Source organism: Centipeda artemidis DSM 19719, from assembly GCF_000426665.1.
In the GTDB taxonomy this organism is placed as follows: Bacteria; Bacillota; Negativicutes; order Selenomonadales; family Selenomonadaceae; genus Centipeda; species Centipeda artemidis.
Map to the genome: position 1 here is coordinate 53,360 of NZ_KE384552.1, position 23,183 is coordinate 76,542.

Below are 23,183 nucleotides of genomic sequence, written 5' to 3' on the forward strand. Positions count from 1 at the left end.
GTTTCAATACCGCAAGCGGTATTCGCCTGTGTAACAATTAAGGACGTCTCTGGTATTGAGCAGATGTCTTGTTTCAATACCGCAAGTGGTATTCGCCTGTGTAACTGTTTCTGATGGACGGAGAGGCAAAAGGTCGCGGGTTTCAATACCGCAAGCGGTATTCGCCTGTGTAACAAAACGCCCCTGCCGACCCTGCTAGGACGGCGCAAAGTTTCAATACCGCAAGCGGTATTCGCCTGTGTAACCTAAACAAGCTCTCTGGTATCTCACCCAGAAACTTCGTTTCAATACCGCAAGCGGTATTCGCCTGTGTAACAGCATACCCGCTAAAGCCGCGCGGGTGCTAGCGTAAATCGGTACATTTTGAAAACCTCGACGGTGGAATGCGGCTCTCCGGTCTCGTCGGAGGTTTTCGCCCGATATGCACATTATAGCGATTTTTTCCCTTTTTGGCAATGTATTTTCGCCATTTTGAGGGGTATTTTGCTAAATTCGGGGGATTCTATGGGGCTTTTTCCCATGTTTTGGCGCGTGGGCAGAAAACCTCGACGGCACTATGCGGGTCGCAGGGTTCGCGGGAGGTTTTCTGTGTGGATGCCAATTCTGAAAATTAGAGTTTTTATCGAACATATAGGGAGTTTTATTAATGAAATGTTTATTATTTTTAATGTAAAAGGCGGTTACATGAATGTAACCGCCTGAGAGATTTGTGATGTTGTGCGAGGGGGGAATGTAAGTGACGCGGAAGTTTGGATGCAGAGCAGGGAATGAGAGAAACACAAGCGCCGGCGTAGTTTAAGACCTACGTCGACGAAGCGTTCGACGAAACGACGACGCTAGGCGCGAAAATCCCGCGTCACGCCCTCACGCCTAGTCCTTGAGGGCGGTCTTTTCCTTCTATCAGCATCTCCTTCGTCAGTGTCCTCAGATAGTTCATGACGAGACGCACGTCGTCGAGGGTTTGGCGTCCTTTTTTGACGACGAGTCCGCTGTTGATGAAGATGGGGTCAAACAGTGGGATCTGTACGAAGTCGTCGGAGGGGAGGACGGACGGGCGCGCGAGGATAGTGGATGCGATGCCGCTGCGGACGAGGTTTTTGACGGTGTGGAGATAGGGCGAGTAGTGAATGACGTTCGGTTTTTCGCCGATGTGTCCGAAGGCGTCCTGCACGAGCCGGTCGATGAAGAAGCTGCTGTCGAGCATGACGAGGGGCTCGTCGCACAGTTCGCGGATGCTGACGGTGTGGCGTTTTGCGAGGGGATGTTCAAAGCGCGTGACGAAGGTGCATTCGCAGTCAAAGAGTTTCGAGTAGTTCAGGCGCGCGCTGAAGTCAACGGTGTAGTTGGTGAGGGCGAAGTCGAGTTTTTCTTCTTCAACCATTTGAAGGGCGCTGACGCCGCCGGTTTCGATGATTTCGAGTTCGATTTCGGGGTGCGCTTCGTGAAATTCGCCGAGAAGATATGGCAAAAAAACGACGCCGAGCTGGAGCGGCATGGCGATGCGGACTTTTGCGTGGCGGTGCGCCATGTCGCGAATCTCGTCGTCGAGGCGGGTGACTTCGCCGAGGATGAAGGAGATTTTGCTGAGGAGTTTTGCGCCGTCGCTCGTGACGGTGATTTTGCGTCCTTCGCGGTGAAAGAGGTTGAGCCCGGTTTCGGTCTCGATCGCCTGCATGGCGACGGTGACGGTTGGCTGGGAGACGTGGAGCTGCTCCGCCGCCTTGGTGATATTTTGCCACTGACAGACTTCATAAAAATACCGCATTTGTACGAGCGTCATAGGGTCATCTCCTTCCGCCGCCTACGGGCGTCTCCAACTGTGCTGTGTTATTAGTTTACTATATATATAAATATTCAAATATGATAAATATCACAAAAAAGATAGTTTTCATCGATAGTCTCGCACTATTTTTTGATGAAAAAGGGGTATTTCTCTTTTGGTCGTGTTCGTGCTATGTTAATCCTAGTTCAAATGCGCCGATGTGCGGCGCTTTACGATATGTATGCGAAAGGGGAATTTACGATGGCGGTATATTTTGCAGATGCGGTAGAGCGTTTTGTTGAGGATATGCTGGAGGCGAACGCGGACAATCTGAAGGCGTTCGAGACGAAGCCGGGTGTGTATTCGAATGTGGATCCGGAGACGCATCACGAGGTTGAGATTCCCGATGTGCATTTGACGAAGTGAAATCGTACGGTGAAGAGTGGTCTGTGGATCGCTCTTTTTTTGTTGGGGTTTTGTGGTATGTGAGGATTGGGAAAATGTTATAGGGCGGTGTAAGGCTAGATTATAAGGGGATGTTATAGCGCGGCTCAGGGTATCTTTCTCGCTGCTTCGCAAACGTCGCGGCAGGTCGGTATCGCTATATCGTTCATTCCGCCGCACAGTCCGTTGGACTGCAAAGCGGCGGTCTCACATGAACGTAAGTGACGCGGAAGTTTGGATGCAGAACAAGGAATGAGGAGGACACAAGGGAAGGCGTAGATGAAACCTACGTCGACCGCAGTGTCCGACGATATGACACAGTTATGCGCCAAAATCCCACGTCACGCCTAAGCGCCCCCCTTCGGGTAAATACTCCACAGCATCGATAAGATACCCGTTCGCCACATGATAGGTAACGGCGGTACAATCCCACATCCGACCGCAATGCAAGTGACGCGGAAGTTTGGATGCATAGCTAGGCATGAGGAGAATCCAAGCGACGGCGTAGAAAAGCTACTACGAGCGCAGAATTCGACGAATAACGACGCTATGCGCGAAAATCCCGCGCCACATCTCACAACACACCGTACAGTAAGTGATGAGATAGCTTGGATGCATAGCTAGGAAGTGAGGAGAACGCGAGGAAGGCGTAGTTTAAGACCTACGTCGACGAAATGACGACGCTAGGCGCCAAGATAGCCATCACGATCAGCAGATGCGAGGGACAAGTTCACCCGCCGGCATATCCACAACACGAATCCCGCCGAGGGGCGTGCGTATCCCGACGGCGCCGGGAGCGTCGGCGGTGGTCTCGCCGATGACGACCGCCTCTTTGCCGTACGCATTCTCATGCATGACGGAAAGGACGCGCGCGGTATCCTCGGGCGGAACGAAGGCGAGGAGTTTGCCTTCGTTGGCAAGTGTGAGGGGATCGAAGCCGAGCAGTTCGCAAACGCCCTGCACTTCGGGACGTACGTGGATCGCTTCCTCATCGAGGAGGATACCGACGCCCGCCGCGCCCGCGATCTCGTTCAGCGATGCCGCGACGCCGCCGCGTGTGGGGTCGCGCAGGACGGCGATGCCGGGCGCGGTCTTTAGCATCTCTTCAACCATATGGGAGAGTGGGGCGCAGTCGCTCGTGATGCCGGGCGGGAGGGTGAGATTATGCCGTGCTGCCATGACGGTGGCGGCGTGGTCGCCGAGTGTGCCGGAGACGATGATGTCCATGCCGGGGCGCACGTTCGTCGGGGAAATGTCCGCGCCCTCGATGAGCCGCCCGACGCCCGCGGTGTTGATATAGATGCCGTCGCCCGCGCCGCGCGGGACGACCTTGGTATCGCCCGTGACGATGAGGACGCCCGCCTCCTCTGCCGCTGTGCGAATGTCTGCAACGATGCGGCGCAATGTTTCCATCGAAAAGCCCTCTTCGAGGATGAGGGCGAGCGAGAGGTACTCGGGGTGCGCGCCCGACATGGCGAGGTCGTTGACTGTGCCGCAGACGGCGAGCCGCCCGATGCTGCCGCCCGGGAAAAAATGCGGCTGTACGACGTAGGAATCTGTGGTAAACGCGATTTTCCCCTCTGCCGGCAGAACCACGCCGTCATGCAGTCCGTTCAGCAGGGTATTGCCGAGCGCGGGGAGGACGATCTCCTCGGTCAGTGCGCGCGACAGCCGCCCGCCCGCGCCGTGCGCGAGTGTAATCATGTCATGCTCCATAGCGAAACCTCCCCGCACCGTATTTGTACCACGCGGCGCATGTGCCCTCGACGGACACCATGCAGGGCCCGACGGCGTGCTCGGGCACACAGCCCCGTCCAAAAAGGCCGCAGTCCTTCGGCACGATTTTCCCGCGCAAGACCTCGCCGCAACGGCATCCGCGCCGTCCGTCGGGGACGTCGATCGCGCCGAGAGGGCGCACGGCGGCAAAATCATAGGCGGCGTATTCTGCGCGCATTCTGAGCCCCGAGGCGGGGATCACGCCGAGCCCGCGCCATGCGGTCTCCGCCGGCTCGTAGACGCGTTCCACCGCCGCGCGCGCCGCGGGGTTGCCATCCGGGCGCACGACGCTCTCGTAGGCGTTCTCGATGCGCGCCTCGCCCGCCGCAACTTGCCGTACGAGCATCCGAAGGGCGCGCAGGATCTCGTCGGGGCGAAATCCGCCGACGACGCCCGGCACATGATAGTCCTCGGCGAGGAAGTCAAAAAGCCGCGTTCCTGTGACGACGGCGACATGCCCGGGCAGGAGGAATCCGTCGACCTGCGCGGTAGGGTCGTCGAGGAGGGCGCGCATGACGGGCGGGACGAGTTTTTGCGCGGAGAGCAGGAAGAAATTTTTAAGTCCTTGCCGCTCCGCCGCGAGTACTGCCGCCGCCTCGGTCGGGGCGGTCGTTTCGAAGCCGACCGCGAGGAATACGATTTTTTTCTCAGGATGCGCCGCCGCAGCCGCGAGTGCATCGAGCGGCGAGTAGACGACGCGGACGTCCGCGCCCGCCGCCTGCGCCGCGGCGAGGCTCGATGTGCTCCCGGGGACTTTCAGCATGTCGCCGAAGGTCGTGATGATGACGTCCTCCTGCCCCGCGTACGCAATCGCGGCGTCGATGTAGGCGTCGTGCGTGACGCAGACGGGACAGCCGGGGCCTGAGACGAGCTCGATTTCCTCGGGGAGGATCTGGCGCAGTCCCGCACGGAAAATCGCGACGGTGTGCGTGCCGCAGACCTCCATAATGCGGATGCGGCGTCCAAGGGGGGCGAGCAGGCGGTGCATTTCGCCTGTGACCTCCGCCGTGAGCGCGCGCATGTCGTTTGCTGTCTGCATCAGTGCGTCCTCAAGGCGTCGACCGTGCGCGGCGCGCCCTGCATCTCTGCGCGCAGGGCTTCCATCGCGCGCACCTCTTCCTCGTCTACGATCTGCATCGCAAAGCCCGCGTGGACGAGCACATAGTCGCCCACCGCCGCTTCGGGCAGGAGCATCAGGCTCGCCGCGCGGCGCACGCCCTGCACCTCCACCGAGGCGAGCCGGTCTTCGATTGAGATGACGCGAGCGGGTACTGCTAGGCACATAGTTATCCTTCTTTCTATCGATGACGCGGGATTTTCGCATCATTTAGGTTATGGTAAATCGGCGGGATTTTCGCGTTGCGTTGTTTGTTATTGTACGGCGGTAAGTTACGCCGCCGTGGATCGCTCGAGGGCGCAGCGGCGCGACGCCCCTACGGGGGCGGTATAGATGCCGGGTTTGCCTATTTATCGGTTGGCGCGCGTAGATCGGAGGAGGGCACGGCACGCCGTGCCCCTACAAGGCGCGCATATGTCGTATCCCTTGCCCACGAAGTGCGGAGATATAGAATGCTATGCGCCAAAATCCCACCTAATACCATCGCAACGTAAGTGATGCGGAAGTTTGGATGCAGAGCAAGGAAGGCGGCGGATTTACGAAATACTATCAATCCATGCCGCTCTCCGTAGGGGCACGGCGTGCCGTGCCCTGTATCAATGAACGGCGGCGTAACGTGCGGATGCAGCTATGCGCCAAAATCCCGCATCACGCCTACTGCCGCCTGTCCATACGCCACGCCCCCATCGTTCGGCGGTACGGTATGCGGCAGGAGGACGCGGTATTTGTCGCGGATGAAGAGGAGCAGCAGTTCCACGAGGAGTGCGTTCTGGAACACGCCGCCGGAGAGGGCGACGGTGCGAAGCCCGGTCTCGCGTGAAAGGCGGTCGAGGAGGTCGCAGGTCGCGGCGGCGAGTGTGACGTGGAAGTCGAGGGCGCGCCCGGCGCGCTCTTCGTCCGAGAGCTGTTCCGCTTCGTCCGCGATCGTCCGAAGCACAGGCATGAAGTCGATCGTCAGCGGCGCACCGCGCTCATCCGCCCCCCGCAAGGCATACCGCAGTACTCGCCCGCGCCGCTGCGCCCTGCGCGCGCATTGTTCGAGCTCAATTGCCGCCTGCCCTTCGTAGGTGTTCACATAGGTGATGCCGAGGAGCGCCGCCGCGGCGTCAAAGAGCCGCCCGACGCTCGATGTAAGCGGCGCGTTGACGCCCGCCGCCGTCGCCTGCATGAGGAGCTGCCATCCGGGCGGGAGCTGCGCCGCAAAGCCGGGACACTTCTTCTTGAGCTTTTTCCCATGCACGCCATAGAGCGTCCACAGCGCGAGCCGCCACGGCTCTGCGGCGGCTTTGTCACCGCCCGGGAGGGGCATATACGCAAAATGCCCGAGCCGCTCATAGCCCGAAAGATCGGCGGCGAGAAATTCCCCGCCCCACGCGCGCCCGTCGTCCCCGTAGCCCGTGCCGTCAAACGCCGCGCCGAGGACGCGCTCCGTGCATCCGTGCTCGGCGAGCACCGCCGCGATATGCGCGTGATGATGCTGGACGCGGACGAGGGGGATGCCCTCCGCCGCCGCGCGCGCTTCGAGATACCGTGTCGATAAATAATTCGGGTGCAGGTCGGCGACGAGGAGCTGCGGATGCACGTCGAACAGCCGCTCATAATGCGCGATCGTCCCCTCGTAGGACGCGCGCACCTTTGCATTCGTGAGGTCGCCGATGTGCTCGCTGAGGAAGGCTTCGCGCCCGCGCGTGAGGCAAAATGTGCTCTTGAGCTCCGCACCGCCCGCAAGCACCGAGATTTTTGAATCAAAAGGAAGCGCGACGGGTGTCGGCGCAAAGCCGCGGCTGCGGCGCAAAATCATACGCCCGCCCGCCGCCATCCGTACGACGGAGTCGTCCACGCGGTGCGCGATTTCGCGATTGTGCGTGAGGATCGCGTCGGCGATGTCCCGGAGTTCTCGCTCCGCCGCCGCGTCCTCGTAGAGGATCGGTTCGCCGCTCATGTTCGCGCTCGTCATGACCCAGAGGTCGCCCGGCGCGAGCAGGAGGAGGTGAACGGGCGCGTAGGGGAGCATCACGCCGAGATACGCGTTCCCCGGCGCAACGGACGGCGCGGCGTCCCCGGCAATGCCGCCGCCGGCATTCGCCGCCCTATGCCTCCGCAGGAGGACGATCGGCGCGACGGGCGACGTGAGCCACCGCTCCTCGTCCGCCGATACTTCGCACAGCTCCCGCACGGTCTCCGGTGATCCCGCCATCACGGCGAGCGCCTTGTCCTCGCGGTGTTTGCGTGCGCGCAGACGCGTGACCGCCGCTTCGCTCCGTGCATCGCAGACGAGATGATAGCCGCCGATGCCCTTCACCGCGACGATGCCGCCCGCGGCGACGATGCGCCGCGTCTCGGCGATCGCATCTCCGTCAAACGCCCCCGTCTCCGTCAGCAGGCGGTACGCGGGTCCGCAGTCCGCGCAGGCGTTCGGCTGCGCGTGAAATCTGCGGTCGGCGGGATCGTCATATTCGCTTTGACACGCATCGCACATGCGGAACGCCGCCATCGTCGTGAGCGGACGGTCGTACGGCACGCCGCGGATGATGGAGTAGCGCGGGCCGCAGTTCGTACAGTTCGTAAAGGCGTAGCCGTGCCGACGATCGCGCGCATCCATGGTCTCGCGCCTGCAATCGGCGCAGACGGCGAGATCGGGCGAGACGAGCGTGCGCGGCGCGTCCCCCGCAGGGCTTGGCAGGATGCGAAAATCCTGTGCTCCAACGGGGGGAATCTCGCGCACGGTCACCGCCGTCACGGACGCGGCGAGCGGCGCCTCGTCGCGCAGAGCCGCCGCGAACGCATCGAGCGATGCCGCCGCGCCCTCCGCCTCGATGCCGACGCCCGCGCTGTCATTGAGTACCCATCCGCCGAGCCCACAGCGCATAGCAAGCCGATAGACAAACGGGCGAAACCCGACCCCCTGCACGATCCCTGAGACACGAAAGGCGCGCCGCTCAGCGGCGCACCTCTCTCCGCTCTGCGCGGACAATCGTTCCTCCATCATGCGATCCGCACGCTGCGCTGCATCCCGCGCGGCGTGGGCACTGCGCCCCACCGTACGAGTTCCTCCACCGCACGCGCGGCAAAGGACGGCAGCGCCGCCGCCATCTCGGGGCTGAGCGTGAGTCCCGCCGACAGCTCGTACGGCTGCATCCCGAGGACTACGACCTGCGGGATCGCGCGATCCGTGACCGTGAGCCACGCGAGCACGTCCTGAATGCCGATCTCGTGCGAGGAGAGTTTTTCCTGAAAATGCGCCATCACGGCGTCGTTCTCGAACCGGTAGACTTTCCCCGGCGCACCGCCCCCCGAAATCGCGTCGAGGATGAGCAGACGCTGCGTCCCTGTGACGAAGTGCAGCAGCTCTGGACCGAGCGTGCCGCCGTCGAGCAGGCGCACCTCCTCGGGGAAGTTCCATCCCTCCCGGAGATACTCCATCGCGCGCACGCCGAATCCCTCGTCGCGCAGGATGATGTTGCCGATGCCGAGCACCGTGATGGGTGCGACCTCGACCAGCGATTCATCGTTCATCGTGCTCCCCCTTCCCTCTTTGCGGCGACCGCCGCGCGCAGCCATGCGAGCCACTGTGCCATGCCGTCCTCCATACGTGCGGAGACGGGCAGGACGGCGATGCCCGGATGCAGCGCTGCGATGTCCCGCCGCGCCGCCGCCATGTCAAAATCGGTGTACGGCAGCAGATCGCATTTATTCAGCAATGCCGCCGCAGACTCTTTGAAAATGAGCGGGTACTTGAGCGGTTTATCGTCGCCCTCCGTGACGGAGAGGACAACCGCCTTTGCGTCCTCGCCGAGCGCGAACTCGGCGGGGCAGACGAGATTGCCGACGTTCTCGATGACGATGAGGTCGAGCGCGGTGAGATCGAGCTGCGCAAATGCCGCTGCGACCATCGCCGCGTCGAGATGACAGCCGCCGCTCGTGTTGATCTGCACGACGGGCGCACCGCAGCGCTCGATGCGCGCCGCGTCCTTGTCCGTAAAGAGATCGCCCTCGACGACCGCCGTGCGCAGCTCCCCAGCGAGCGCGGCGAGCGTCTTCTCAAGGAGCGTCGTCTTGCCCGCCCCGGGCGAGCCAAGGAGGTTCAGCGCGTAGATCCCATGCCGCGCGAGGAGCGCGGCATTCTCTGCCGCCGCGTTCTCGTTGCGCCCGAGGATGGCCGCCTTCACGAGTACCTTCATCGTATCATTCCATCTCTATATAGTCGACGCGCATCTCGCGTCCGCCCGTCATCTCCAGCCCGCCCCCGCAGAGGGGACACAGGAGATCCTGCGGGCGTATATGCATCTCCCTGCCGCAGTCATGACAACGCCCCGTCAACGGCACGCGCTCCCATGTGAGCGCCGCCCCCGCCGCGATCGTTCCCCGCACAAGGGAGTCAAAGGCGAGGGAGAGCGACTCCGTTTCGACGCCTGCGAGTTCGCCGAGGATCAGATGTACCTCTGCAATATGCCGGGCATCATTTTGCCGTGCGTAGTCCATCGCAATGTCGACGATGCCCTCGGCGAGTGCCATCTCGTGCATAGAGGATTACAGCTCCGCCGTGAGACCGTGCGCCTCGATCGTGCGCGCGATCTCCATGAGTTTCGTCTTCGCGGGGCTATAGTCCACGGTCGTCTCTCCGTCATGCACATGGATATGCACATAGAGGACGCCGGGGAGACCGAGCAGCGCGTTTTGCACCGCCGCCGCGTTCTCCTCCGTATAGCCCCGCACAAAGAACTGCATATGCGTTGTGCTCTCGGCGATCTCGCCGCAGCCGCAGTCTTTACACATCGGATCATTCTCCTTCAGCGCAGGAATCTGTACCTGCCGCTTCACATAATTGCGCATCTTGTGCAATGCGCGTTCACAATCATACAGCCCAATCATTCAACATCTCTTGCGTCCGCCGGGGTATGCCGGAGCAGCTTGCTGCCCGCGAACATACTCGAGACTTCCGCTTCTCCTTCCATAAATTCCGATCGTACGACCAGATAGAAATGCCCGATGGCAAAGAGGATGATGACCCACGCCATGTAATGATGGACGACGTGCGCCATGTACTCTCCGCCGAGGATGCGGTTCACCCAGCCGAATAGGATGCCGCCAATGGCGCTCGGCTCGGTCATGTAGTACATCGCGAATCCCGTCAGCACCTCGACCGCGACCATGCCGTAGAGCCCCGCGTACGCGGCGCGTGCGAGCGGATTGCGCAGGAACGGCTTGTGCGAGAGTTTCAGGAACATGTAGTGCCGCGCGACCTCGATGGCGTCGCGGTAGTACATGAGACTCCAAAAATGCGGGAAGAGCCGGTCGCCGCGGTTGATGATAAACCCGTACACGCGCCCGATGAAGCCCGCGCAGAACGCGAACGCCGCGACAAAGTGAATGTTGCGGATGAGATTCATGAGGAGCGGCGAGTAGGTCGGCTCTGAGAACAGCATCGTCGGCGGCTTCGTGATGAGCAGCCCCGTCACGGACAGCACAACGATGGCAGCGACCATCAGCCAGTGAAAGATGCGCAGGAAGGGACTAAAGAGGTAGTATTCCTTCCGTTCTTCTTGTTTCATGATGCGCGCCCCCTATTCGTCTACACGGATGCCCGCATAGGGATCTGTGGTCACGACGCGGATCGTCTCCCCCTTTGCGTTGAAGAGATGCGTCGAACACGCCATGCAGGGGTCAAAGGAGCGCACCGCCTTGACGATCTCGAGCGGCTTATCGGGGATCTTGACGGGCGTATCCATCATGGACGCCTCGAACGCGCCGTGCCCCTCCGCGTCGTCGCGCGGGCAGGCATTCCACGTCGTCGGGACGACCGCCTGATAGTTCGCGACCTTGCCGTCCTTGATGACGACCCAATGACTGAGACCGCCGCGCGGGGCTTCGTAGAATCCGACGCCCTTTGCTTCCTTCGGCCACGAGGAGGGTTCCCACTTCTCGTTGTTGACGACCGTCGTGTCGCCGCTCTTGATGTTCGCGACAAGTTTGTCAAAGAAATATTTGCTGATCTCGGCTTGGAGCTGCGCGTCGAGCGCGCGCGCCGCCGTGCGTCCGACGGTCGAGGGCAGCCACGCTTCGGGCGGGACGCCGAGGACTTTGGTCACGGCGTCGACCTGATCGACGATCATCTGCTCCGCCCATGTGAGTGTCCCAAGCAGTCCCTGTTTTGCCTTCGTATAGAGGACGATGTAGCGCGCGAGTGGGCCGACCTCGCAGAGCTTGCCGCGCCATTTGGGGGTCTTTAGCCAAGAGTATTTGCCCTGTTCGTTGAGCGCCTTCCACTCGGTCTTTGTGCCTTCCTTCGGCTCGGTGTAGTTCGGCTCCGTGACGCCCTCCCACGGATGGAGCGCGTTCTTGTCGCCATTCGGATATTTGTACCACGCGTGATCGACGCTCTCGGCGATGCCTGCGGGATCGGAGACGTCCTCCATCGTGAACTCATGCACCTTTGCCTGCATGACGCCGCCCGCGAAGTCCTCGACGACGCCGTTGCAGCGCACGAGGAGGTTCTTGAAGAAATCGCCGTTCGTCGCGCCCGAGAAGGGTTCCTCGGGGAACATGCCGAACGCGAGGCAGCGCTTTTTCGCAAGTCCGCCGCCGTGTGTATAGCCCTGCTTGACGTACATCGCGCCGATGGCGAGCACATCCGGCAGATAGTAGTCGTTCATCATGTCCCGCGCCGCGTTGATGGAGCGGTCGACGATAGCGAGCCGCGCCGCATTGATCGGGGCGTTGCCGTCCTCCATGGAGATGGAGCAGGGCATCCCGCCGAGAACGTAGTGCGGGTGCGGGTTCTTGCCGCCGAAGACGACGTGCGGGATAACGAGGTCCTTTTGTTTATCCAGCATCTCGAGGTAATGCGAGATCGCCATGAGGTGCACCTCAGGCGGCAGCATTTGAAAATCGGGGTGATCCCACCACTGCGCGGAGAAGATGCCGAGCTGTCCGCTCTCGACGATCTTTTGAATCTTTGCCTTGAGCGCGGCGTAGTAGGAGGGCGTCGCGACAGGCATATCGTGCGGGTACGCCTCGGTGTCGAGTCCCGCGGGGCCGCGGAAGGGCAGGCGGTAGGTATCGAGCACCGTATTCTGGAGCGCCGCCGTCGCCGCGGGATCGGCTTTGAGCGCTTCGATGGGGCTCACCCAGTCCAGCGCGTGCAGATGATAGAAGTGGACAATATGATCGTGTTCTCCGAGCGATGCCGCGATGATGTTGCGAATGTAATGCGCGTTCTTCGGGATCGTGATGCCGAACGCATCCTCCACGGCGCGCAGACAGCCGAGCGCATGGGACGACGTGCAGACGCCGCAGATACGCTGGATATACGCCCACGCGTCGCGCGGGTCACGGTCGTGCATGACGAGCTCGAGCCCGCGCCATGCCGTGCCGGAAGAGATCGCATCCTGTACTTTCCCCGTTGCCTCGTCGACCTGAATCTCGACGCGCAGATGTCCCTCGATACGGGTAATCGGATCTACAACAACGTGTTTCATTCGTGCACCTCTTTCTCATGCGCCGCAAGCTCTTTCTCGTGGAGATGCTTCTGCACGAGACTTGCGCCCGCGTGCGCCGCAACGCCGACTGCGGTCGCTACGGCAAGACCTGCGCCAACCATGTCGACGTCGATGCCGTTATACTCCGGGAGCCGGCGCGAGAACGGCGCCTGATCCCAGAAATTCGCGTTGCTGCACCCGATGCACGCCGCGCCCGATTGAATCGGATACGACATGCCCTGATACCAGCGGAGATTGCCGCAGGAGTTGTACGTCTCGGGGCCCCTGCAGCCGAGATGATAGAGACACCAGCCCGCCTTTGCGCCCTCGTCGTCGTAGCGCTCGGCGAACATGCCCGCGTCAAAGAACGGGCGGCGGTAGCAGGTGTCGTGAATACGGTTGCCGTAGAACTGTTTCGGACGTCCCTCCGCATCGAGCGGCGGCAGCGTGCCGAAGAGGGCGACGTGCATAAGAACGCCCGTCATGACCTCGGGGATCGGCGGGCAGCCGGGGACGGCGATGTAGGGTTTCGCTCCGATGAGCGAGCGGATGCCGCGCGACTCCGTGGGATTCGGCGCCGCCGCCTGAATACCTCCCGAGGTGGCGCAGGTGCCGTAGGCGACGACCGCCTTTGCCCCCTCGGCGACGCGTTTGAGCGTGTGCTCGAAGGAATGCCCGCCCGACATGCAGGTGTATGCATGTGTGCCGACCGCAACGCCGCCCTCGACGGCGAGAATGTATTCGCCGTGATACTTCTCCATTGTCTTTTCGAGGTGCTCCTCGAACGGCGCGCCGCAGCCCGCGCTCAGCACATGGCTGTACTCGAGCGCAATGCAGTTCAGTACGAGGTCGGAGGCGAGCGGCGCCCCCGAGCGGATGAACGACTCGTCACAGCCCGTACACTCGTGGCCGTGCAGCCAAATGACGACCGGCAGCGGTTTGACCTCCGCCGCCTCAACGACCTTCGTGAGGTTGTCCGTGCTCAATCCCATGAGCGACGTCAGCGTAACGCAGGTTTTCAAAAAGCTGCGCCGGCTCATACCCTTCGCCAGGTATGCCTCCCATAGACTCTCCCTCTTGTCCACGCTCCTGCCTCCTAACAATAATACACAGGCGATTGCCTTTCGGCGCGGATAATAAATTCTTCCTATGAAGAATTCTTATTATTATACACCCGACGGGGCGAAAAAGATATATAATTCGCCCTCTTCCTCCAATCATTTTTATCTGCGCCAATCCCAATTTTATATATAAAAAGGGGACCGCCTCCCGTGCCAAATGCACGACAAACAATCCCTCTGCATCCTGCGCGGCTGCTCATTCCGCACGGTAAGATCGCAAGCAGGTCTTGCGGCAGCGGTTATTCGTCGTTTCCTTTTCGATATGGGAAGGCGCGCGCATTTCTGCGCGTACCCGGTGCGCGCGGGGCGGAAGTCCCCCGGCGCAGGCGCAATATCATAGGCGAAGCCCTTAGATATTTTTGCTCGGAAACGCGGGACGATAGTAATTCTCTATCTGTCCCATAGTTATTTAATGATAGCTTCATACTATCAGGATTCGCGTCCGCTGTCAATAATCTACGCGAATCGGCCGGAAAAATTTTATTTATTGTTTGAATTTCATCCTGTGCGCGAGTTTTTTCACCGTATCGCGCTCTTTCTCCGCCATGGTGTCCGGGCGGATCTCTGCCGGCTCGCCGTTGCGCGTGCTGTGGGCGAGTTCCTTCTCGTCCGCGCCGACGGCAATCACCGCGTAGGTGCTGACGGTGTTTTTCTTGAGATCTATGACGCGCTGCTGGAGCGTGTAGCGCAGCTCCTTGTAGTCCTCGTCATGCATGGCGCGGGCGAACTGCGCGCGCCCAAGCTCGTTGTAGAGGATGAGCTGCCAGTAGGAAATGGTGCCGTCTTTATTCCGGTGCATTTTGCCGCGGTCAACGAACCACCCGCGCCGCTCGTCGCCCTCAACGAAGACCCAGTGCCCCTCTGCAAGTGTGGGCGCTTTGAGATGGGGATTTACTTCGTAGATCTTATCGATCAGCTTTTCGATCTCCGCGGTCACCTCGTCCACGGCGGCATTGATCTCATCCTCATCTTCCGTATCCGCCGTCCTGTCTGCGGCCATGGCGCTCTGCCATGCGTCCTTATCGCCGACATACGCATACCCCACCGGGCGGTCGTCTTTCGTGGGCGGGGCATCCGTTTCGTGTGCGGCATCGGCGCGCGCACCATGCTCATCGGATGATACAGTGCTTTTTTCCTCTGTGCTGTCTTGGCCGCTTTCCTTGCCATTCTGTTTGACGCGGGTATCCTGCGGTTCCTCAACTTCGCCGCCGAGTTCGTCCATCTCCTCGGCGAGCTTCTTATCCTCGCTTGCGGGAGCGTCGTTCTTCGCCTCGTCTGCAGATGTTTCCTCCGCTGTGGTCACCGTGTGGCTCTCCGATTTCTCCGCTGCGATACCGCAAACGGGGAGGAGTAAAATCCCTGCAGCGAGAAGATATGCGAACGATTTTGTTTGCATGACAAGATTCCTTTCTCTCTATCTCTCTATCAAAGGTACGGTGCCGGGTTCACGGGCTGTCCGTTCAGGCGCACCTCATAGTGCAGATGCGGCCCGGTGGAATGCCCTGTCGAGCCGACATAGGCGATGATCTGACCGCGGCGCACCTGTTCGCCCGCCGTAACGGCAACCGCCGAGGCGTGCCCGTAGCGGGTCATGACACCATTTCCATGATCGATATCAACCATGTTGCCGTAGCCGCTCCCGCTCCACCCGGCGGCAGTGACGACGCCGTCGGCAGTCGCCGTGATGGGTGTGCCGGTGTCGGCGGCAATATCGATGCCCTGATGGAACTCCGCTCCGCCAAAACGCAGACCGTAGGGCGAGCTGATGAAGCCGTCCGTCGGCCATCCGGTCGGGGTCGTGACGGGCGCTGTGCCGCCAAGGCCAGACGCTCCCGGGTAGTTCTTCTGCACGATGCCGCTGAGTTCATCGAGCGATGCACGGCGCACGCCGATATGCCGCTCGAGCGCCGCGAGTGCCTCGCTGAGGTCGTCCGTTGTCGCACTGTGGGGCACCCCGCCCGTAGGCGCGGCGTCTCCGACCTGCGGATTGTCGTCCTCAGGCTGCGTCTCAGGGGCGCCGACGATGGCGCGCAGTCCGTCCTCCGTGCGGCGGAGCTTGCCCAGCTCCTCTTCGAGCGCGGCAGCTTTTTTCGACACCGTGAGGATCTGCTCCTGCTGTATGCGGTTCGCCTCGCGCAGCTGTGCCGTCTCCGCCTCATGACGGTAAGAGTGCATGAGCGTGTAGACTGAGAGCGCGGATGCGCCGATGAGTACGGCAAGTCCCGCGCCCGCCCCGACGGCAAGCATCCGCACAGCGCGCAGGGAGAGATGTACCGAGCGCGTCACATCGCTCTCTGTGTCAAAGAGCCGGAGTGTAAAGCGTTTTCCCACAGCTTCTGTGGATGTGGGAGGAACGGTAATGTGATTTGTGCTGTTGTTTATGCTGTTATCTTCGTTGTTGTTTATGTTGTTTGTGTTATTATCCATGTTATTTCCCATGTTATCGGTGGATTCTTATCGCCGATATTGAATGAATACTCCTCTATGCAGGCGTTCATATTTTTCGTTCCTCTATCCTACTCTGCACAAATGAAAACCTGCTGAGTTTTCAGCAGGTCGTTATTCGTAATGTCCTTTGCACGACAAAAGTTCTATAAAGTCGTTTGTGATGCGATAGACGAGCCGATTCTGCTCGTCAATGCGTCCGGATCGATCAATTCATGAGGGATACCTTTGCCGGCATTGAGCTGTGAGATTCCTCGCCGAAGATGTCTCATATTGCTCTCTGAGCAGAACACGTCTGAAATTCTCTCTGCTGATTCTGTATCGCAAAGTTCTACGTTCTCATGCGACATATCGTTACTCCTACTACAAGGTTTTGTATTTAATCGCGGCTCAGGGTATCTTTCTCGCTGCTTCGCAACGGAAAATACGCTGTTTCTTCGGTTCGGGGGCATATTCTTGTCGCTGCGCAAACGGCGTGCGCGTCACGCCCGATGATAAAAGATACTGCGCCGCACCGCCGGGCAGTACTGCGGCGCGGCGACATCTGTACGGAACGAAAATGTCGGAGCACGCCGCCCCCTATGGGGGTAAAAGCTCCGCGACCGCGAATACGCCCCCTCACCGTGCGATAGAAAACGGCGATACACCTCATACGGCAATCAACGGCACACCGTACATCCGCTTATATAGCGGAAAGATATACGTTCCATGCCGCCATATATCGATACAGGGCACGGCGTGCCGTGCCCTGTATCGATATATGGCGGCGTAACGTATCGCTTGATTATGAGGTCATACACGTATGGCGTTACCTTTGGGCGGCGAACGGTGTGCGCTCTCGTGGCGCTTAGCATCACCCGAAGGGGCGGGGCGGCGCGGATAGATGCGAGATACGAGGATGTGAGAACGCCGCCATACGGCTCTCGGAGCAGTGCGACCTAGAGCCGTGGCGGCGTACTTTCTAGGTATCATGCATGGACTGCCGTCCCGTTTGCGCTGCGGAACGAAGCGCACACCTGAGCCGCGAAGGAAAACCTAAGATGCCAAAATCCCGCATCATACCTTTCCTATCGATACGCGCGCGTCAATCGCTAGAGGGCACGGCACGCCGTGCCCCTACAATGCGCGCATACATTGACACGACATCCCACGATGTTAAAAAACATGAAACAGCTAGGCGCGAAAATCCCGCGTCACGTCCTACGACAGCCCGTAAAGTAAGTGACATGCAAGCTTGGATGTATAGCTAGGCATGAGGAGAATCCAAGCGAAGGCGTAGTTCAAAGCTACGTCGAGTGCAGTATTCGACGAATAACGACGCTAGACGCCAAGATCGCATGGCACGCCTCACGCCTTACCAGCGGATAGGCAGCGCCTGCCCCATTGCCTCCTTTAATACGCCTTGCTCCTCATCCGTCAGCGCATAATCGGATGTTCCCCCCTTGATGGGTTTGATATAACTGCGTGAATCGTCGCGGGCAAAGATGCTGGAAAAGATGATGCCGTCGTTGTTCGCGTCAAGCATAGCGACCGCATAGCTGAGGTCGCCGCCCATGTCCTCAAACGCACGGAAGCGCACAGAGGCAGTACGGACAAGGGTGCGGCGCAGGAATTGGCGGATGAGTTCATTTTCCTCAAGGAGGCGTGCATTGGTCGCGGCGACCGTCTCGACCTCCCTGACATGCTTGATGAGCATACTCTCCAGATCCTCAACCTCCGTGCCGCGCATCATTTCGCGGTAACGGCTGCGCATCCCTGAGATTCGTATCATTTGATAGAGAACAAGGATTAACAACACTACAATGAGAATCATGGAGGCGAGCAAGAGCGTCGCTTCATGCGCTCCAATATAATTCACAAGATTTTGCAGAAACACTTCTTTCTTCCCTTCTTTGGTTCTTCGCTCAGACGGTGAAATTCTGCGTGGAAACGGCACGCAGCGCCGCGCGCTTATCCTCCTTCGCTGCCCCGTCCGCAGCCGTGAGGAGTCCGAGGAGCCGTTCGAGGTCGTCCGCGGAGAAATAGCTGATCTCGAGCTTCCCTTTGCCCTCTTCGCGCCCTGCCCGGATCGAGACTTTCGTCCCAAGGCTGCGTGTCAAACGTTCCTCCGCCTCGCGAACGAAAATATCGGGAGCGGAGCGCTGCGCGGGTGCCGCAGACGTTTTTTTGAGGGCATTCGGGTCTTTGACGAGCCGCTTGACGAGCGCTTCGACGCCGCGCGCGGTGAGCTCATGCTCTTGGATGTATTCGGCGGCTTCACTCTGGAGCGTCTTGCTCTCAAGGGCGAGGAGCGGCCGTACCTGCCCCACGCTGAGGACGCCGTTCGCGAGAAATGCCTGCACGGAGGCGGCGAGCCGCAAAAGGCGGACGCTGTTGGCGATCGCCGATCGGCTGCGCGCAACGCGGCGGGCAAGCTGTTCCTGAGAGAGTTTGAACTCGCCGAGGAGGCGCTCGTAGGCACGCGCTTCTTCGATGGGGTTCAGATCCTCGCGCTGGAGGTTCTCTATGAGCGCCATCTCGGCGAGCTCGGCATCCGCTGCAATGCGAAACACCGCAGGGACTTCGGTAAGCCCCGCGAGCTTTGCCGCGCGCAGGCGGCGCTCACCCGCAATCAGTTCGTATGCACCGCTGCCGATGTCGCGGACGATGAGAGGCTGGAGGATGCCGTGCTGCGCGATGGATTCCCGCAGTTCCTCAAGAGCGCCCTCATCGAATTCGCGGCGCGGCTGGAACCGGTTCGGCTGTATACGGTCTATGGAAAGAAGCGCCGGGGTTCCGGCACTGCCTGCGGAATACGGAGGCACCGCCCCTGCGGTTTTCACAGAACTTCCTTTTCCTTTGGCGGCGGATGCCGCCGGTTTCTTTGTCCCGGATGTTTTTGCACCCGCAGGATTGGGAGATGCGGAGCCCTCGGGTGCCAGGATGTTTTTCCCGAGTCCGAATGCGCCGAGTCCGCGTCCGAGTCCGCTTTTATTTTTCTTCACGCTGCATCACCTCCCTCGCAAGTTCTATATACATCTCCGCCCCGCGCGACGTGATGTCGTAGGACGTGATGGGCTGCCCGAATGACGGAGCTTCGGAGAGCCGGACGTTGCGCGGGATAAGCGTTTGATAGAGGGCGGCGCCAAAGACGCCGCGCACCTCATCGACGACCTGTGCGGCGATGCGCGTGCGCCCGTCGTACATGGTCATGACGACGCCCTGCACAGTGAGCGCAGGGTTCGCGCTCTCCTGCACGAGCCCGATGGTGTTCATGAGCTGTGCGACACCCTCCAGCGCGTAGAATTCGCACTGGATGGGGATGAGAACGGCATGTGCCGCGGTGAGTGCATTGAGCGTTAAAAATCCAAGTGAGGGCGGGCAGTCGATGAAGATGTAATCATAGTCCCGCTCCCCCTCTGCGATGGCGTCGCGCAGGCGTGTCTCGCGCCGATCGAGCCCCGCGAGCTCGACTTCAGCGCCCGCAAGCTCGACATTCGCGGGGAGGATATCGACACGGTAGTCCGATGCGATGCACGCATCGCGCAGGCGCGCCCCCGCGATGAGCACTTCGTAGGTGGTCGCGGTCAGCGTATTTTTTTCAATGCCAAATCCGCTGGTTGCGTTGCCCTGCGGGTCGATATCGACGAGCAAAACGCGGCGTTTCGCACGTGCAATTGCGGCGGCGAGATTCACCGCCGTCGTTGTTTTGCCGACGCCGCCCTTTTGACTTGCGATCGCGATGATATGTGCCACGGGATCATCCTTTCCGCATCTTCTTTCGTATTCCCGGTTAGAACAGCACCTTCGCAAGGCGGAGGTATTCGGGATCGAGTTTCTTCTTATTGTTCACGGCATCGTAGAGGTTGACCGAGACGACATGTCCCTTGCTGTAGCCGAACACGACGCCGGAGAGTCCGGAGATGAGGGCGAGTGCCGCCTGTTCGCCGAGCTGGCTGGCGCGGACGCGGTCAATGACGGACGGGGCACCGCCGCGCTGAATATGACCGAGCACGGAGACGCGCGTCTCGATGTCCGTGTGCTGCGCAATGTAGTCGCAGATGTCCTGTCCCTTTGCGGCACCCTCGGCAACAACGATGAGGATGTAGCGCTTTCCCTTTTCGTAGGCGACGGCGAGATTTTCAGTGATCTCGGCGATGTCAAACTCCTCCTCGGGGACAAGGATGTATTCCGCACCGCCGGAGATGCCCGCAACGAGAGCAAGCCAGCCGCAGTTGCGCCCCATGACCTCGAGGACAATGACGCGGCGATGCGCCGAGGCGGTGTCACGCAGCTTGTTGATGGCATCAATGATCGTGTTCGCCGCCGTATCGCAGCCGATCGTGTAGTCCATGCCCCAGACATCGTTGTCGATCGTTCCCGGCAACCCGACGATGGGGAAGCCATACTCCTCGGACAGGAGCTGTGCCCCGCGCAGCGAGCCGTCACCGCCGATGACACAGAGTCCCTCGATACCGCGCTTAATGAGATTTTCATGTCCGAGGCGCCGCCCCTCCGGCGTTGTCCAGCGTTTGCACCGCGCCGTCCCGAGGAATGTGCCGCCGCGCTGGATAATATCACCGACATCCTTAGACTCGAGCTCGCGTAGATCCTCTTCGAGCAGCCCGTGATAGCCGTCGTTGATGCCCCACACCCGGACTCCCTCGTAAAGCGCCGTCCGTGCCACGGCACGTGCCGCCGCATTCATGCCGGGGCTGTCTCCCCCGCTCGTCATGATGGCAATGCTCTTTAACATGACCGTTCCTCCCCTACCCGGTTGTAAAATGCGTGCAGACGCCCGCATCCATTTTCCTAAACTCCCTTCATCATATCACAAATGACAAAAAAAATCCCCTCTTTTTTCAAGGGGATGGGGGGAGATTGTTTCACGTGAAACAAAAATTTATTTGGTTTTTAGAGCGGCTCAGGGTATCTTTCTCCACGCTCCGCAAACGATGCGGCAGAACAATATCGCTATATAGTTCATTCCGCCGCACAGTCTTTTGGACTGCAAAGCGGCGTTCTGACAAATCACTGTCTAGGATCACTACGAGCCGCATCGCCCTTCGGGTTTCATGCTGCGCGTTGTCGATAAGATACCCCCGTTCGCCGCATGATACATTACATAATAATCGATATGTGTGTGTTTCATGTGAAATAATTGGGGAAGGGCGTTAAATAGCGCAATTTATTTTTGTAATGACGATAGAGACGACGGAATATTTCCCCTGCACGTTGTGTACGACATGATGTGATGCGTCCTGTATCGATATACGGCGGCATAACGTATCGCACGTTATTTGTTGTCATACGCGCGCGGTTACCTATGGGCGGCGAACGGTGTGCTCTCTCGTGACGCTTAGCATCACCCGAAGGGCGGGGCGGCACGAATAGATGTAAGATGTGGGAATGTGAGAACGCTGTCATACGGCTCTCGGAGCTGTGCGACCTAGAGCCGTGGCAGTGTGCTTTCCAGGCATCATAAATGGACTGCCGTCCCGTTTGCGCTGCGGAACGAAGTGCACACCTGAGCCGCGAGGTAAAATCAAAAAGTACGATGCGCCAAAATCCCGCGTCACGTCTCTCCTATACAGGAATCCTAAGTGGGACGTCAGCTTTGATGCATAGCGAGGAACGAGAAGGACGCGAGGGCAGGCGTAGATGAAACCTACGTCAACCGACGCGTCCGACGATGTGACAAAGCTAGGCGCAAAGATCACGTTCCACGTCTCAGGGTTCGCGGGCAAGATCTCGAAACCTCGTATACTCCTTCTGAAAATACATTTTTATCGTATCGGTTGCGCCGTTGCGGTGCTTTGCGATGCTGAGCTCGGTGATATTGGCGTTCTCGGTGTCTTGGTTGTAGTAGTCCTCACGATAGAGGAACATGACGATATCCGCATCCTGCTCGATGGAGCCGGATTCGCGCAGGTCAGAGAGCATGGGACGTTTATCCGATCGTCCTTCGGTGGCACGTGAGAGCTGCGAGAGGACGACAATCGGCACGTTCAGCTCACGCGCGAGAATCTTCAATGAGCGTGTCATCTCGGCAACAGCAAGCGTGCGGTTTTCCACGCGCCCCGGTGCCTGAATGAGCTGGAGGTAATCGATGGCGATGAGGTCGAGCCCATGTTCCGCCTTGAGCCGGCGCGCACGTGAGCGAATGTCCATAACTGTCGTGCTGCTCGTATCGTCGAAATAAAGGTGCGTCTTCATCATGCGATCCGCCACCTTTACAAGACGCTCCCACTCCACCTCGTCGAGCTCGCCGCGCGCGAGATGGGTCGCGTCAATTTGTCCTTCGGCACAGAAAATACGGTGCATGAGCTGTTCACGCGGCATCTCAAGGGAGAAAAATGCGACGGTTTTCCCCTGCAGTGCGGCATGGGTGGCGACATTCAGGACGAATGCGGTTTTTCCCATCGCAGGGCGCGCCGCAACGATGATGAGGTCAGAGGGCTGCAAGCCGCGTGTCACGCTGTCAAGCGAGGCGAGTCCTGTCGGGAGACCCGTGATACCGCCCTTTGACTCCGAGAGCTCACTGATGCGCTCCACAGCGTCAAAGACGACGCGCTCTGCAGGCGTAAACTCTGCGGTGTTCTGCCCGCTGCTGATGGCAAAGATCTTGCGTTCTGCGTCGCTGAGCTGCTGCCCGATCTCGTCGCTGCCCTCATATGCCGCGCCTGCAATCTCTGTACTGACATCGATGAGACTGCGCAAAATCGATTTCTCCTTGACGATTTTGGCGTAGTGTTCGAGATTTGCCGTGCTGGGGACAGCATTCGTCAGGTTGGCAAGGAAAGAGATACCGCCGACCTGATCCAAATGCCCCGCCTTTTTTAGTGCCTCGGTCACGGTCACGATATCCACGGGTTCGCCCGCGCGCACGAGCCCCTCCATCGCGGAGAAGGCTGCGCGGTGCGCCTGGCGGTAGAAGTCCTCTGCTCGCAGGAGCTCGAGCGCCTGCGTCGCGGCGTTTGCCTTGAGCATCATCGCACCGAGGACGGAGAGTTCCGCCTCGATACTCTGGGGGGGGATGCGTCCTTCCTGCATTACTCGAC

At 59.9% G+C, this 23,183-nt stretch carries 21 protein-coding genes, 1 CRISPR repeat array and 1 riboswitch; of the genes, 1 reads left to right on the forward strand and 20 read right to left on the reverse strand.

Features of this window, described 5'->3' with window-relative positions; translation table 11 throughout:
* A CRISPR array of direct repeats spans positions 1 to 316; the repeat unit is 35 nt; unit sequence GTTTCAATACCGCAAGCGGTATTCGCCTGTGTAAC.
* A gap of 540 nt (positions 317 to 856) precedes the next feature.
* Positions 857 to 1,780: a LysR family transcriptional regulator gene (locus K341_RS0111010; protein ID WP_026762828.1), complete on the reverse strand. Its 924-nt coding sequence runs from the start codon at positions 1,778 to 1,780 to the stop codon at positions 857 to 859.
* A gap of 243 nt (positions 1,781 to 2,023) precedes the next feature.
* Between K341_RS0111010 and K341_RS12810 the strand changes: the two genes are divergently transcribed.
* Complete coding sequence (locus K341_RS12810; RefSeq protein ID WP_026762829.1) at positions 2,024 to 2,188, forward strand: hypothetical protein; 165 nt, start codon at positions 2,024 to 2,026, stop codon at positions 2,186 to 2,188.
* A gap of 726 nt (positions 2,189 to 2,914) precedes the next feature.
* Here K341_RS12810 and hypE read toward each other — a convergent pair.
* From hypE to dnaB, 19 genes are all read right to left on the reverse strand, one after another.
* Positions 2,915 to 3,922, reverse strand: a complete 1,008-nt coding sequence (gene hypE / locus K341_RS0111020; protein ID WP_009350792.1) for a hydrogenase expression/formation protein HypE — start codon at positions 3,920 to 3,922, stop codon at positions 2,915 to 2,917.
* On the reverse strand, positions 3,912 to 5,021 hold the full coding sequence (gene hypD / locus K341_RS0111025) for a hydrogenase formation protein HypD (RefSeq protein WP_026762830.1): 1,110 nt from the start codon (positions 5,019 to 5,021) through the stop codon (positions 3,912 to 3,914). Before hypD ends, hypE begins: the two co-directional genes overlap by 11 nt.
* Positions 5,021 to 5,266, reverse strand: a complete 246-nt coding sequence (locus tag K341_RS0111030; RefSeq protein ID WP_026762831.1) for a HypC/HybG/HupF family hydrogenase formation chaperone — start codon at positions 5,264 to 5,266, stop codon at positions 5,021 to 5,023. Before K341_RS0111030 ends, hypD begins: the two co-directional genes overlap by 1 nt.
* Positions 5,267 to 5,727: 461 nt before the next feature.
* On the reverse strand, positions 5,728 to 8,085 hold the full coding sequence (hypF, locus tag K341_RS0111035; protein WP_156024947.1) for a carbamoyltransferase HypF: 2,358 nt from the start codon (positions 8,083 to 8,085) through the stop codon (positions 5,728 to 5,730).
* A complete protein-coding gene (locus tag K341_RS0111040) occupies positions 8,085 to 8,615 on the reverse strand; it encodes a HyaD/HybD family hydrogenase maturation endopeptidase (RefSeq protein WP_026762833.1) in 531 nt (176 codons plus the stop codon). The genes hypF and K341_RS0111040 overlap by 1 nt, the downstream gene beginning before the upstream one ends.
* Positions 8,612 to 9,280: a hydrogenase nickel incorporation protein HypB gene (gene hypB, locus K341_RS0111045; RefSeq protein ID WP_026762834.1), complete on the reverse strand. Its 669-nt coding sequence runs from the start codon at positions 9,278 to 9,280 to the stop codon at positions 8,612 to 8,614. Before hypB ends, K341_RS0111040 begins: the two co-directional genes overlap by 4 nt.
* 4 nt (positions 9,281 to 9,284) lie before the next feature.
* Positions 9,285 to 9,623, reverse strand: a complete 339-nt coding sequence (gene hypA / locus K341_RS0111050) for a hydrogenase maturation nickel metallochaperone HypA (protein ID WP_026762835.1) — start codon at positions 9,621 to 9,623, stop codon at positions 9,285 to 9,287.
* Positions 9,624 to 9,629: 6 nt separating this feature from the next.
* Complete coding sequence (locus K341_RS0111055; RefSeq protein ID WP_026762836.1) at positions 9,630 to 9,875, reverse strand: heavy-metal-associated domain-containing protein; 246 nt, start codon at positions 9,873 to 9,875, stop codon at positions 9,630 to 9,632.
* A 92-nt stretch (positions 9,876 to 9,967) separates the two neighbouring features.
* Positions 9,968 to 10,651, reverse strand: coding sequence for a Ni/Fe-hydrogenase, b-type cytochrome subunit (gene cybH, locus K341_RS0111060; protein WP_026762837.1), 684 nt, complete (start codon positions 10,649 to 10,651; stop codon positions 9,968 to 9,970).
* 12 nt (positions 10,652 to 10,663) lie between these two features.
* The gene (locus K341_RS0111065) at positions 10,664 to 12,577 is read right to left on the reverse strand and encodes a nickel-dependent hydrogenase large subunit (RefSeq protein WP_026762838.1); all 1,914 of its coding nucleotides are present in this window, start codon (positions 12,575 to 12,577) and stop codon (positions 10,664 to 10,666) included.
* Positions 12,574 to 13,662 carry a hydrogenase small subunit gene (locus K341_RS0111070; RefSeq protein ID WP_026762839.1) on the reverse strand — a complete coding sequence of 363 codons (1,089 nt, stop codon included), beginning with the start codon at positions 13,660 to 13,662 and terminating at the stop codon, positions 12,574 to 12,576. The genes K341_RS0111065 and K341_RS0111070 overlap by 4 nt, the downstream gene beginning before the upstream one ends.
* Positions 13,663 to 13,936: 274 nt before the next feature.
* A riboswitch (molybdenum cofactor riboswitch) is annotated at positions 13,937 to 14,079 on the reverse strand.
* A 103-nt stretch (positions 14,080 to 14,182) separates the two neighbouring features.
* Positions 14,183 to 15,094, reverse strand: coding sequence for a hypothetical protein (locus K341_RS0111075; protein ID WP_009350806.1), 912 nt, complete (start codon positions 15,092 to 15,094; stop codon positions 14,183 to 14,185).
* A gap of 29 nt (positions 15,095 to 15,123) precedes the next feature.
* A complete protein-coding gene (locus K341_RS0111080; protein ID WP_009439327.1) occupies positions 15,124 to 16,029 on the reverse strand; it encodes a M23 family metallopeptidase in 906 nt (301 codons plus the stop codon).
* Between the two features lie 228 nt (positions 16,030 to 16,257).
* On the reverse strand, positions 16,258 to 16,356 hold the full coding sequence (locus K341_RS13070; RefSeq protein WP_081453789.1) for a type II toxin-antitoxin system YoeB family toxin: 99 nt from the start codon (positions 16,354 to 16,356) through the stop codon (positions 16,258 to 16,260).
* Between the two features lie 1,141 nt (positions 16,357 to 17,497).
* Positions 17,498 to 18,019, reverse strand: coding sequence for a DUF4446 family protein (locus K341_RS0111085; RefSeq protein WP_009350810.1), 522 nt, complete (start codon positions 18,017 to 18,019; stop codon positions 17,498 to 17,500).
* A 28-nt stretch (positions 18,020 to 18,047) separates the two neighbouring features.
* Complete coding sequence (locus tag K341_RS0111090; protein WP_026762840.1) at positions 18,048 to 19,127, reverse strand: ParB/RepB/Spo0J family partition protein; 1,080 nt, start codon at positions 19,125 to 19,127, stop codon at positions 18,048 to 18,050.
* Positions 19,114 to 19,878 (reverse strand): ParA family protein, encoded by a 765-nt coding sequence (locus K341_RS0111095; RefSeq protein ID WP_026762841.1) that lies wholly within the window; start codon positions 19,876 to 19,878, stop codon positions 19,114 to 19,116. The genes K341_RS0111090 and K341_RS0111095 overlap by 14 nt, the downstream gene beginning before the upstream one ends.
* Positions 19,879 to 19,915: 37 nt before the next feature.
* Positions 19,916 to 20,878 carry a 6-phosphofructokinase gene (pfkA, locus tag K341_RS0111100; protein WP_009350813.1) on the reverse strand — a complete coding sequence of 321 codons (963 nt, stop codon included), beginning with the start codon at positions 20,876 to 20,878 and terminating at the stop codon, positions 19,916 to 19,918.
* Between the two features lie 974 nt (positions 20,879 to 21,852).
* Complete coding sequence (gene dnaB / locus K341_RS0111105) at positions 21,853 to 23,175, reverse strand: replicative DNA helicase (protein ID WP_009350816.1); 1,323 nt, start codon at positions 23,173 to 23,175, stop codon at positions 21,853 to 21,855.
* Between the last annotated feature and the right edge of the window lie 8 nt (positions 23,176 to 23,183).